Annotated in this window: 10 protein-coding genes, 1 pseudogene and 1 riboswitch; of the genes and pseudogenes, 1 reads left to right on the forward strand and 10 read right to left on the reverse strand. The window is 44.9% G+C overall.

Annotated features, from left to right (window positions below; genetic code table 11):
• Window positions 1–25: 25 nt before the first annotated feature.
• From QFZ77_RS33755 to QFZ77_RS33780, 6 genes and pseudogenes are all read right to left on the reverse strand, one after another.
• Entirely contained in the window at window positions 26–832 is an 807-nt protein-coding gene (locus tag QFZ77_RS33755; RefSeq protein ID WP_307447155.1) for an ABC transporter ATP-binding protein, read from the reverse strand.
• 3 nt (window positions 833–835) lie between these two features.
• Window positions 836–1654, reverse strand: a complete 819-nt coding sequence (locus QFZ77_RS33760; protein WP_307447159.1) for an ABC transporter permease — start codon at window positions 1652–1654, stop codon at window positions 836–838.
• A 23-nt stretch (window positions 1655–1677) separates the two neighbouring features.
• Window positions 1678–2700 carry an ABC transporter substrate-binding protein gene (locus QFZ77_RS33765; protein ID WP_307447162.1) on the reverse strand — a complete coding sequence of 341 codons (1023 nt, stop codon included), beginning with the start codon at window positions 2698–2700 and terminating at the stop codon, window positions 1678–1680.
• A gap of 64 nt (window positions 2701–2764) precedes the next feature.
• A riboswitch (guanidine-I (ykkC/yxkD leader) is annotated at window positions 2765–2873 on the reverse strand.
• A gap of 720 nt (window positions 2874–3593) precedes the next feature.
• Entirely contained in the window at window positions 3594–4358 is a 765-nt protein-coding gene (gene sdhB, locus QFZ77_RS33770; protein ID WP_047680827.1) for a succinate dehydrogenase iron-sulfur subunit, read from the reverse strand.
• Window positions 4359–4360: 2 nt separating this feature from the next.
• Entirely contained in the window at window positions 4361–6124 is a 1764-nt protein-coding gene (gene sdhA / locus QFZ77_RS33775; protein WP_171641079.1) for a succinate dehydrogenase flavoprotein subunit, read from the reverse strand.
• A 16-nt stretch (window positions 6125–6140) separates the two neighbouring features.
• A pseudogene (locus QFZ77_RS33780) lies at window positions 6141–6795 on the reverse strand (succinate dehydrogenase cytochrome b558 subunit).
• Window positions 6796–7083: 288 nt separating this feature from the next.
• Here QFZ77_RS33780 and QFZ77_RS33785 point away from each other — a divergent pair.
• Window positions 7084–7980 carry a LysR family transcriptional regulator gene (locus tag QFZ77_RS33785; RefSeq protein WP_307447170.1) on the forward strand — a complete coding sequence of 299 codons (897 nt, stop codon included), beginning with the start codon at window positions 7084–7086 and terminating at the stop codon, window positions 7978–7980.
• 51 nt (window positions 7981–8031) lie between these two features.
• On the opposite strand, the gene QFZ77_RS33790 is transcribed toward QFZ77_RS33785, so the two are convergent.
• The 4 genes from QFZ77_RS33790 to QFZ77_RS33805 form a co-directional block, all read right to left on the reverse strand.
• Window positions 8032–8769, reverse strand: a complete 738-nt coding sequence (locus QFZ77_RS33790) for a response regulator transcription factor (protein ID WP_307447174.1) — start codon at window positions 8767–8769, stop codon at window positions 8032–8034.
• Window positions 8770–8862: 93 nt separating this feature from the next.
• A complete protein-coding gene (locus tag QFZ77_RS33795) occupies window positions 8863–10113 on the reverse strand; it encodes a cation:proton antiporter (protein WP_307447177.1) in 1251 nt (416 codons plus the stop codon).
• Window positions 10113–10775 carry a potassium channel family protein gene (locus QFZ77_RS33800; RefSeq protein WP_047680845.1) on the reverse strand — a complete coding sequence of 221 codons (663 nt, stop codon included), beginning with the start codon at window positions 10773–10775 and terminating at the stop codon, window positions 10113–10115. The genes QFZ77_RS33795 and QFZ77_RS33800 overlap by 1 nt, the downstream gene beginning before the upstream one ends.
• 14 nt (window positions 10776–10789) lie before the next feature.
• Window positions 10790–12142, reverse strand: a complete 1353-nt coding sequence (locus QFZ77_RS33805; protein WP_307447182.1) for a TrkH family potassium uptake protein — start codon at window positions 12140–12142, stop codon at window positions 10790–10792.
• Window positions 12143–12214: the final 72 nt, after the last annotated feature.

The raw sequence follows: 12214 nt of genomic DNA on the forward strand, positions 1-12214 counted from the left end.
TTACGATACCGGCATTCACTGCTGATTACTCCTCATGATCCCCGATAAGCGAAATAATTTGCTTCTTCAGCTTAATAAACGACTCCGTATCTTTACACTCTAAGGTCTCACGAAGTCCTTGCGGAATCACGACTTCTTGGCGAATCCTTCCAGGATGCGCCTGCATCACATACACGCGCTGCGATAAGAAAATAGCTTCCTCGATGTCATGGGTAATGAACACGACGGTGGTTTTCTCCTTTTCCCAAATACGCAATAGCAGCTCCTGCATCGAATTCTTCGTCTGCGGATCGAGTGCACCGAATGGCTCATCCATCAGTAGGACTTCCGGATTGTTCGCGAGGGCCCGAGCGATGGCGACCCGCTGCTTCATGCCGCCCGAAAGCTCCTTCGGCAGCGATCTGGCGAACTTCTGAAGCCCGACGAGTTCCATAAAGTGATCGGAAACGGCCCTCTTTTCGAATAAAGGAACGCCTTTGAGTGTCAGTCCGAACTCGATATTCTCCCTCACAGAAAGCCATGGGAACAAGGTATAGGTCTGGAATACCATCCCACGGTCAGCGCCAGGACCATCAATTTCATGCCCAGAAATACTTAGCGATCCAGTCGTCATCGACTCTAATCCCGCAAGGATCCTCAATAAAGAGGACTTGCCGCAACCTGAAGGACCTACAAAACTGACAAACTCATGCGCGTCCACATGGAAAGAAACGCGATCCAGCGCGACAAACTGGGATTTCTTTGTGCTATACACCTTCGTTACATCCGTCGCCATAATTTTACTCACAGCCACAGCTCTATCATCAGAGGGCTCCATATTCAAAGCATGCATGATTTAACGCCCTCCTTCCAACCACGGGAAAAATCTACGGTGACAATAAGCAAATGTGCGATCCGTTAGTAAGCCCAGCAAGCCAATGGCGATAATCCCTACGAAGATCAAATCCGTATTGAGGAACCGCTGCGCTTTCATAATGGAGAACCCTAGTCCGCTGCTGGCCGCAACCAACTCAGCAACAACGAGATATGTCCAAGCCCAACCGATGATTAATCGCATGGTGTTCATTAAATCCGGCAGTAGAGCAGGAATAAGCACCTTCTCGATTACTTGCCAGCGGTTCGCACCAAGGGTATAGGAGGTTTGAAGCAAATCATTGGATACCGAACGTGTATTATCGGCAACCATCAGCATGAGCTGGAAGAAGCATCCAATGAAGATGACGATCACCTTCGCCCATTCACCAATCCCTGCCCAAACCATAATGAGCGGGATGAAAGCCGTCGCTGGCATATATCGGATAAATTCCGTCGGAGGGACGAGCAGCGCTTCAGCGAAGCGAAACGTACCTGCCAGAATGCCAAGCGGAATCCCCAATATACAAGCAAGCAGAAAGCCCGCCCCTACTCGAAAAATGCTTATGCCAACATGGTTCCAGAAAACAGAACTCTGAAGTTGAATGGCAAACTGACGAAGGACTTGATCCGGTGTAGGCAAGAACGTACGATTTACAAAGCCGCCATAGCTAAGCACACTCCAGAAGAGCAAAGCTATCACAACAATGAGCACGACACCGGATGTATAGGTTCTACGGCTAATATCGCCACGTATGGCAAACAAAGTTGATTTGCGCTTTTTTTTCACCATGGTGTCCATTTAGAGTCCTCGCTCTCCAGTTGTTATTTCTTACGTTCCTTCAGCACTTCTTCTACAAAGTGTCCATCTAAAAAGCTTTCCGACTTCGGAATAGAGGTCAACATATCTAATCCCTTTAAGAACTCGGCCGTCTTCTGCGAAGTGAATTGCAGGGATTCTAAGTTATCACCCTTTTGAAAAGCTTTCACATTATCTTCAAGTTGGAAAATTTTCACGCTATCCACGCCTGCTTTATATTCATCTACCGGCGTCTCTGCCGCTTTGGCCATAATTTTCAATGACTCTTCAGGATTGGCCTTCCAGTAATCCAAAGCATCGAACCAAGCGTTGATGATTTTTTTCACATCTTCCGGACGGTTCTTCGTTATTTCTTCTTTGAAAACTAACAGATCAGGGATAAGTCCCGGTGTATCTTTGGAGGAAAATAATAGCTTGCCTTTGCCCTCTTGAATCGCCTTGCTTAGGAATGGCTCCCATAGTACCGCGGCATCCAAATTGCCTGAAATAAAGGCAGGCCCTGCATCGTTAACCGTCATATTCGTATAAGCAACATCCTTCTCGGCAAGCCCCGCCTTTTCAAGTGCGGTTAACATCAGAAGATGATCAACCGTTCCCAGCTCAGTCGCTACTTTCTTACCCTTCAAATCCTTCAATGAATTAATGCTCGGCTTCACAACAACACCGTCTCCGCCATTGGAGTTGTCGTTCACCAGCACAGCCTTGAGTTTAATCCCTTTACTTGCTGGAGCAAGTGTATCGCTTAAGGTTTGGCTGTTCGCATCGACTTTACCAGACGCCAATGCCGATAAGGAGTCGCTATATACCGGGAACCAAACGAGATCAACGTTAACCCCATTTTTCTCAAAGAACCCCTTCTCCTTCACTAAATACCAGACAAACCAACCTGGCCATGGACTGAGTGCCAATTTAATCGGTTCTCCGCTTTTTTCCGTTGTCGTACTTGTTGCCCCTTTGCTCGTACATCCGCTAACTACTGTAAAAATCAATAACAACGCCATCATCAGAAATACCACTCTTTGTCTCATTCCGATCTCCCTCTCCATTTGAACTGGTAAAAAGAAAAACCCGGAACGATATCATATTCTGATATCCTCCCGGGCTTTTATCCCTCCGTGTGCACGATGAAGCTCACCGTGTGTCTTCTCTTGGACCTGACCAACAGCCTTCATTCTGTCGCGGAACCCTAGAAAACAAGTTTGCTATGAGGTTAGTACTTCGATGTCCTACATTTGTCTTAATCATACTTACATCCGACTTATATGTCAATATATATAACATAAATAAATAATGGGTTGTCAAAATAGCTTAATGTGTAATATTATATAACATATATAACGACAAAACGGAGGTGTATACGATGTACTCGATTCATTTCCACATCACGATGTTAGATAATCAGCCTGTTCTACCTAAACCTGTTATATTAACGGTGCCTTCTGTTTCTGAACTTCAAGAAGGACACCCCCTATCCGAGCATCCTCTCCTGATTTCCCCTATAAATAATCAAGCAGCCACCCAAGCTGATAGCCTGCCCGCTGACTAGCCTCATAATCCTACGAAGACCATCAGGACGATCCTCCTGATGGTCTTTTTCTGTGTGCAGGGTTTCCATATCCCCTCTTGGGCATCTGTGGTTACCGATGTTGTATTTTCTGCAACAATTCCCGCCGAAAAAAGGCTATTTGACGGGTTGAAGTTGTAGTTTTGTACAACATTTCTGACCCATTTATTGCGAAATGGCCTGTTTCGGGCCCAATTGTTGTACATTATGATAACAACGACGGGAGCGAGGCACGATATAGGCAGCAATTGTTGCATTTTATACAACATCATTCAACCGATAATATGGATTCATTCATCCGGCATAAAAAAAGCCCGACACCCTGGAGATCAGGGCATCGGGCTTGGGCGATTTCGTTTACACGCCTAACCATTTTTTGAACATATGCTTCGTTGTATCTGCATTCAATGCTGCGATTGAAGTCGTCAGCGGAATGCCTTTCGGACAGGAGCGTACACAGTTCTGCGAGTTACCGCAGCCTTCGATACCGCCATCTGTCATCAACGTATCCAGACGCTCGTCTTTGTTCATTTCACCCGTTGGATGCGCATTGAACAGACGAACTTGAGAAAGCGCTGACGGCCCGATAAAGGAGTTCTTGTCATTCACGTTCGGACAAGCCTCAAGACAAACGCCGCATGTCATACATTTGGAAAGCTCGTAAGCCCATTGACGCTTCGACTCCGCCATACGAGGTCCTGGTCCAAGATCATACGTACCGTCAATCGGAACCCATGCTTTTACTTTCTTCAAAGCCGTGAACATGCGCCCACGGTCGATAACAAGGTCACGCATAACAGGGAACGTGCTCATTGGTGCTACGCGAATCGGCTGCTCCAACTTATCAACAAGAGCCGAACAAGCTTGACGCGGCTTACCGTTGATAACCATGGAACAAGCTCCGCATACTTCCTCGAGACAGTTGGATTCCCAGCATACAGGTGTCGTCTTATCACCCTTAGCATTCTTCGGATTACGCTGTACTTCCATCAAACCACTGATGACATTCATGTTGGAGCGATAAGGAATTTCAAACTCCTCGGTATAAGGTTTGGAATCTGGACTCTCTTGACGAGTCACGATAAACTTCACTGTCTTTTGTGCGCTTAGTGTCTCAGCCATGATTAATGTCCTCCCTTTTTCTTCTCCGTGGAGTAATCACGTTTCCGTGGTGCAATTAAAGATACATCGATTTCTTCATAGCTGATTTTCGGACCATCTGGCGTCCAATCGGCAATTGTTGTTTTCATGAAGTTCTCATCATCACGCTCAGTGAATTCTGGCTTGTAATGCGCACCGCGGCTCTCGTTACGCAGCAAGGCGCCGAGTGTCATCGCTTCAGCCAACTCGAACATGTTCCAGAGCTGACGTGTGAACGCAACCCCTTGATTGTTCCAGCGAGCTGTATCTGTGATGTTGATGTTGTTGTATCTTTCTTTCAAATCCTTGATCTTACCAATTGTATCTTCGAGACGATCATTGTAACGAACAACCGTCATGTTAGCATTCATCATGTCGCCAAGCTCTTTATGCAGAACATAGGCATTCTCCGTACCATTGTTCATTTTGAGCAAGTTCTCGTAACGGTCTGTATGACGTTTCTTCTCGCGATCGTATACGATCGAGGACGTATCATCAGCGTGCTTCTCTAAGCCGCGGATATACTCAACCGCTTTAGGACCGGAAACCATTCCGTCATAGATGGCCGAAACGAGTGAGTTCGCTCCGAGACGGTTCGCTCCGTGATGCTGATACTCACACTCACCAGCAGCGAATAAGCCGGGAATGTTCGTCATCATGTTGTAATCGACCCAGATTCCGCCCATGGAATAGTGAACCGCAGGGAAAATCTTCATCGGAATTTTACGCGGATCGTCGCCCATGAATTTCTCGTAGATTTCCATAATACCGCCGAGCTTAATATCAAGCTCCTTCGGATCTTTATGAGAAAGATCGAGGTAAACCATGTTCTCGCCGTTAATACCAAGCTTCTGGTCTACGCACACTGAGAAGATCTCGCGAGTTGCAATATCACGTGGCACCAAGTTACCGTATGCTGGATATTTCTCTTCGAGGAAGTACCAAGGCTTCCCGTCTTTGTATGTCCAAATACGTCCGCCTTCACCACGTGCAGATTCAGACATCAAGCGAAGCTTGTCATCTCCGGGAATCGCTGTTGGGTGAATTTGAATCATTTCGCCATTCGCATATTTAACGCCTTGTTGGTAAACAGCACTTGCTGCCGTACCTGTATTAATAACCGAGTTCGTTGTTTTGCCGAAAATAATACCAGGACCGCCTGTAGCCAAGATGACCGCATCGGATGGGAATGTTTGAATTTCCATGCTCCGCAAATCTTGAGCTGCAATACCACGGCATACGCCATCATCATCTAGAACAGAACCTAGGAACTCCCAATGTTCGAATTTCGTTACAAGACCAGCTGTTTCCCAGCGGCGTACTTGCTCATCAAGTGCGTACAAAAGCTGCTGCCCTGTAGTAGCGCCTGCGAATGCCGTACGATGATATTTGGTACCGCCGAAACGACGGAAGTCGAGGAGACCTTCTGGTGTACGGTTGAACATAACGCCCATACGGTCCATTAAGTGAATAATACCTGGAGCCGCATCGCACAAAGCTTTAACAGGTGGTTGATTTGCTAAGAAATCTCCACCGTATACTGTATCATCAAAGTGCTCCCACGTGGAGTCACCTTCGCCCTTCGTATTCACCGCTCCGTTAATGCCGCCTTGCGCACATACGGAGTGGGAACGTTTAACAGGAACCAAGGAGAACAATTGCACGTGAACTCCGGCCTCTGCTGCCTTAATTGTCGCCATGAGTCCCGCAAGGCCTCCACCGACGACGATAACTTTTGAATTAGCCACTTCTGTTCACCCTCCTTTATTTCCCCGTATGCGCTTCTACCGGAAGCTCAAATTGCGTATCTGTAAATGCAGTCAAAGACATAATAAACATCACGGCCATGACAACGAACAAAGCCATCCAGATCATGGATGAAAAGCGCTGCGCGCGCGGTCCAATTGTAATTCCCCAGCTAACCAAGAACGACCACATACCGTTACAGAAATGGAATGCTGCGGAAAGTGTACCGATGACATAGATTGTAAACATTACCGGATTCGTGGCGATATCATGCATCGTCCGGCCAAGCTCTTCATGCGCTACGTTACCGAATGCAACTTGCAAGCGGGTTTCGAAAAAATTGCCAAGCAACGAACAAGAATGTGATGACACCAGTAACACGTTGAAGCATGAACATTTGATTACGGAAATAACCATACTGCGAAACGTTGTTACGCGCTTGATACGCTACATACAGGCCATATACCGCATGATAAAGAAGCGGTATCCAGATTCCGAAGATTTCTAGAAACAGCACCAATGGCAAGCCATTTAACCAGTTAATTTGATCCACGAACGCGCCTGGTCCTTTTGTTGCTTCATAGTTCGTGAGCAAATGCTCAATAAGAAAGAAGCCCACAGGAATTACGCCAAGCAAAGAGTGGATCTTTCGAAAGTAATACGAATTACCCATAATTGAACCAATTCCCCCCTCATAAAAATTCATTCATCATTTATCCGACATTATCAGACAAGACAAGCCACATATCATTGTACTCTCGCCGCAAACGAGCGTCAACCCATAATCATCCAAGCCTATTTTGCCAAATCAGTGAATGATTATACACCTTCGTCCAAGAAATGTGAATAAAAAGTGACATGTACATCGTACCTCTTTCATGCTTATAATGGAAGTGCCGTTTTTTTATATACACTTATAACTTAAACACATATGCATTGCACGAAAGGAGTCGATAGAAGCATGGAACTCTTGGATGTTTTCGCTGTTGTTGTCGAACAAGTAAGCCTCAATAAAGCATCTCAGCTATTAAACATCTCGCAACCGGCTCTCTCTCGCAAAATAATGAAGCTGGAGGAAGAACTTGGCGTAGAACTTTTTATCCGCAAAGGTAAAAGGCTGGAGCTGACCAAAGTCGGCCAAATTTGCTATGACCATGCTTTGGAACTGCGTCATCTAGAGCGAAAGTTCAAGCAAGCGATCCAAACCTACAAAGCAGCGGGCAGCCACACTTCGATTACCATTGGAGCAAGCCTGACAACGCTGCAAACAACGCTCCCAGATCTTATCACAGATTACTTGCAGGATTACCCGCTGACAGAAATTAAGCTGCTTACGGGTAAGACGCACGAGATCGTTACTATGGCGAAAGAAAACAAAGTGGATATCGGTATCGTTGCGTCCCAAATTAATGCTTCCAGCCTTCATTGCGAGCCTTTATTCGATGATCACTTATGTCTAGTGCTTCCTCTAGGGCATCCTCTTATCGATCGCGCCGTCATCACAATGAACGATTTAAATGATTTGCCGATGATCCTCTTCTCCAAAGGCACTTGGTATCGCATTTTGATGGATGAGCTGTTCAACCGTTATACCATATTACCCAATGTGCAAATGGAGATCGACTCCTTCGAAGCCATCATCCGACTCGTTTCAACCTGTAAAACGGCAACCTTGCTTCCAAGATCCTATTTACGTGAAGATTTAATTCGGAATAATGAACTGATTTTGCGCAATCTGGTAGAGTTAGAACAGACGAAACGAACGACTTCACTCATTTACTCCGACCATACCGCGGATAATATGGCGACTATGAAGTTTATAACTCAAGCGATCAATTATTTTGCCAAGCAAAAATAAAACCTCTGTGCCTCACATCTATAGAAGATGCATAGGCTAGAGGTTCTTTTACTAATAAACAAATTTGTAACCTACACCCCAAACCGTCCGAATCCACTTAGGTTCTTTGGGATTGTCCTCGATCTTTTTACGAAGGTTAGCAATATGTACATCAATGGCCCGATCCGTTACTAAACTGTCGAATCCGCGAACCGTTTGCAGTAAATCTTCTCGGCTATATACACGGCCAGGATGATTCACGAAGCATTTCATAATTTCGAATTCCGAATAAGTCGTTTCCACTAAAACACCATGAACACGCATAGAGCGCGTATTCGGATTGAGCGTTATTTTCTTATCGATATCCAAGACTGCCTCTAATACCGCAGTCGTTGATCCTCCAGCAGCTCCCGTCACTTGACGAGTATTCACACTCGATTTCAAATACAAGTTGGAGCGACGAATAAGAGCGTGAACTCTCGCACTCATCTCATGCATACTGAACGGTTTACACATATAATCGTCCGCACCTGCCCCGAGCGCGTTAACTCGTTCAACGACTTTACTTTTCATCGAGACGATCATAATAGGTATTTTCGAGGTTTCCCGAACTTGTCTGCATAAGGCAAGACCATCCATATCAGGCAGCATCAGATCGAGCAAAATAACATCTGGATCAAACTGGGAGACAGCTGCAATACCTTCTGCCCCATTTGCCTTTCTTATGACATGGAATCCTTCTTCACTTAAATACATAGTGACCATATCGCCGATCATGGCATCGTCTTCAATTATTAATACCTTATACATGGGGAGTCCACCTTCAGTTAGAAATTCTCTTGTTGTATATGTACTCGCAAATTTTTTAATTGAATAGTCGAATGGCGATCAAAGAAATTTATTTTATTCATGGTTCTCGGGATCGTCGGGCTTTATTTCAAGTCCCAGTTTACGCGCTACATAAGCCGTTGTACTTGCTTGAAACAAAATAGTTATAAGCACGGCCATGAACGTAACGCTGGCAATAAGATCACTATGCTGAACACCCATCCCAGCTACCATTCCGGATAATGCCGCGGGTATAACACCTGTCTCTCGAACCCAGAACATGAACAGAATTTCATTTCGTTTCCACTTCGCTTTACGATCCGGCCATGTACAGATCAGAACCGTAAGCGGGCGCGCGATAAACATAAATACAAAGATAACACCTAAGCTAGTCCAGAAATGCTCAAGGAGCAATGGAAAGTTAACTTGACTGCCTAGTAAGATGAAGATGAGCATGCGCATGATGACCGTGATGTTTTCGGAAAAATGCTCCATTTCAAGATGTTTATCTTGCATATCCAGTTTGAACGTCCCTGCATTTCCCCAGATCAGTCCTGCCGTAAAGGTCGCCATAAAGCCGCTTACACCAAGCTCTTCTCCCACGATATAAGCACCGAGTGATGTCACAACCATCGATATCGTTGCGTAGTCTCTTAGTAGACCCAGCTTCAAGTGTGCTGTCAGGAACGTTATCGCGTAGCCAATAGCGGCCCCAACAAGAAGCCCGCCCAACGCTGTCTTCACAAAATCAGTGACCCCCGAAGTAACAGAAACCTCTTGTGTACCAAGAATAATGGCTAATAACGAAAAAGTTAGAATCGAAGCCGTCGCATCGTTAAAAGCAGATTCACTTTCAACCGTTTCACGTACTTTCGTACGGATCTTCACTTGTTTAAAAACAGGGATCAGGGTTGCTGGATCTGTTGAAGCAATAATAGCTCCCAGTAATAGAGCATAAAGCCAAGGCAAATCCAGCAGCAAATGAGCGACTACTGCCACTGCGCCGCATGTGATAAGAACGCCAGGAACACTGAGTAAACTTACAGTAAGCCATACCTTGCGAAGACCAGAGAGTCTGATATTGCGTCCTCCATCGAAGAGGATTAAGGTCGAGCCAATAACAAGGATGAATTGATTCGTAAAAGATGTGCTTGATTCTGTAATCCAGTGAAAGGCTTGTCCCACCAGCATACCTGCTATCAGAAACAGCGCAACGTCAGGAAGCTTCAACCATTGCGCTGCTTTCCCTGAGATCATGCCCAGTCCAAAAATAAGCACGAGTAGGATAAGTACATGTTCAATTAGGATTGAGGTTGTATTTTCCATTATCCGATGACTTCACTTTCAAATTTATCAATTTGATTGTTGGTTCCGATGATGACCATCACATCATTCTCATTCACAACATCACCCGCCGTAGGTGCAATGATAATCCCTGTTTGTTTATTGATAGCCACAATGCTGCATCCATACTTAGCACGAGGATCTAGCTCTCTTAGAGCAAAGCCACATAGATTCTTAGGGACAGATAATTCCACGATTGTGTACTCTTTAGAAATCTCAATGTAATCAAGAAGATTAGGTGATACCAATTGGTGTGCAACACGAATCCCCATATCTCGCTCCGGATAAATCACACGGTCAACACCCAGCTTATTCAGTACTTTGCCATGCAATTCGGACAATGCTTTAGCGACAACCTTTTTGATCCCCAAATCTTTAAGTACAATGGCCGCTAGGATACTCGATTGAATATCATCCCCAATGGCTACAACAGCGCAGTCGAAATTTCGTACGCCCAATGATTTCAATACCTCTTCATCCGTCGCATCCGCAACTACCGTATGGGTAAGCACAGAACTCAGCTCATCAACCACTTCTTCATCTTTATCAATACCCAACACTTCATAACCAAGCTTAATGAGTTCTTTGGAAATACTGGCCCCAAAACGCCCCAGCCCGATTACAACATATTGATTTTTTTTCATATTTCTAGTTCCCCTTATCCAATCGTGATTTTACCCTCTGGGTATCTATATAGTTCTTTCTCTTGCTTCGGCTGCAGTGCATAAGCTAGTGTGATGGGCCCTAAACGCCCAGCAAACATCGTCAAACTTATGAGAATCTTCCCAAATGTCGTTAATTCAGGAGTCAAACCCATGGTCAAGCCTACAGTCCCGAAGGCGGATGTTACTTCAAACAATATTTTCAATAACTGTGAATCCTCCGTCGTCGATAACAGCATGGTGACGATGATAACTAAAAACAACGCCATCATTGTTAAGGTAATAGCCTTAAGAATACGATCCTTGGCCAACCGATAACGAAAAATGACAATATCTTCTTTACCACGGATCATCGTAACTATGGCACTAATTAGAATCGTAAATGTGGTTGTTTTAATACCTCCCCCTGTAGATCCAGGAGAAGCACCGATAAACATTAGGATGACAATGAAAAATTGGGATGCTTGGCGTAGAGCTCCAATATCAACTGTATTCGGCCCAGCCGTACGAGGGGCAACGGATTGGAAGAAGGAAGCTAATATTTTCCCGCCTAAATCCAGTGAACCCATGGTTCTGATATTTGTATATTCGAATATAAAGATGATAATAGCTCCAAACATAATAAGAAAACCTGTCATGCTAAGTACCACTTTGGAATGCAGGGAAAGCTTCTTCTTGGTGTTATAGTCCATCAAATCAGACATAACAATGAAACCAATACCCCCCAGTACAATAAGCGCCATAGCGACAAAATTTACCACGAAATCATCAACATAGCCGGTTAAGGAAACGAATGGCGCATCGACCGTGCCAAATAAATCAAAACCAGCGTTATTAAACATGGATATCGCATGCCAGATTCCGAAATAAAGGGCTTGAGCAAAATCCATATCAAACGACCAACGAATCGTGAAAATGACTGCTGCTATTGCTTCAATCGATAACGAATAAATAATAACTTTGCGGATAAGTCTGACGATGCCTTCCATGCTGCCTTGGTTAAAAGCCTCTTGCAGAACTAATCGTTCTTTTAACGTGATTTTTTTACGAAAGGCAAAAGCGATTAAAGTCGACATTGTCATGAAACCTAATCCGCCAATTTGAATCAAGCTCACAATAACGATTTGCCCAAACATCGTGTAGACACTACCTGTATCCACTACGACCAAACCTGTCACGCATGTTGCCGAAGTCGCTGTAAACAGCGCATCAATAAAAGCAATCGAATGTCCCGTTGCCGAAGCAAAGGGAAGCGTCAAAAGACCTGCTCCTAAGAAAATAATAGCAGCAAATCCGAGAACGAGAATTTGCGGAGGCGTCAGTCGCCAAATATTCATTTTTTTAATCATAGTGCCTCCTGTGTTTGCAAAAAAGACATAAGGATTTCCAATGCGTTAACGTAGGGTTCCCCCGTTATTATT

It is taken from the genome of Paenibacillus sp. V4I3 (assembly GCF_030817215.1).
In the GTDB taxonomy this organism is placed as follows: domain Bacteria; phylum Bacillota; class Bacilli; order Paenibacillales; family NBRC-103111; genus Paenibacillus_E.

Bases quoted from the DNA above. Each gene is read 5' to 3' on its own strand.
- QFZ77_RS33755 (WP_307447155.1), bottom strand. From the start codon at position 832: ATGCATGCTTTGAATATGGAGCCCTCTGATGATAGAGCTGTGGCTGTG.
- QFZ77_RS33760 (WP_307447159.1), bottom strand. From the start codon at position 1,654: ATGGACACCATGGTGAAAAAAAAGCGCAAATCAACTTTGTTTGCCATA.
- QFZ77_RS33765 (WP_307447162.1), bottom strand. From the start codon at position 2,700: ATGAGACAAAGAGTGGTATTTCTGATGATGGCGTTGTTATTGATTTTT.
- sdhB (WP_047680827.1), bottom strand. From the start codon at position 4,358: ATGGCTGAGACACTAAGCGCACAAAAGACAGTGAAGTTTATCGTGACT.
- QFZ77_RS33785 (WP_307447170.1), top strand. From the start codon at position 7,084: ATGGAACTCTTGGATGTTTTCGCTGTTGTTGTCGAACAAGTAAGCCTC.
- QFZ77_RS33790 (WP_307447174.1), bottom strand. From the start codon at position 8,769: ATGTATAAGGTATTAATAATTGAAGACGATGCCATGATCGGCGATATG.
- QFZ77_RS33795 (WP_307447177.1), bottom strand. From the start codon at position 10,113: ATGGAAAATACAACCTCAATCCTAATTGAACATGTACTTATCCTACTC.
- QFZ77_RS33800 (WP_047680845.1), bottom strand. From the start codon at position 10,775: ATGAAAAAAAATCAATATGTTGTAATCGGGCTGGGGCGTTTTGGGGCC.
- QFZ77_RS33805 (WP_307447182.1), bottom strand. From the start codon at position 12,142: ATGATTAAAAAAATGAATATTTGGCGACTGACGCCTCCGCAAATTCTC.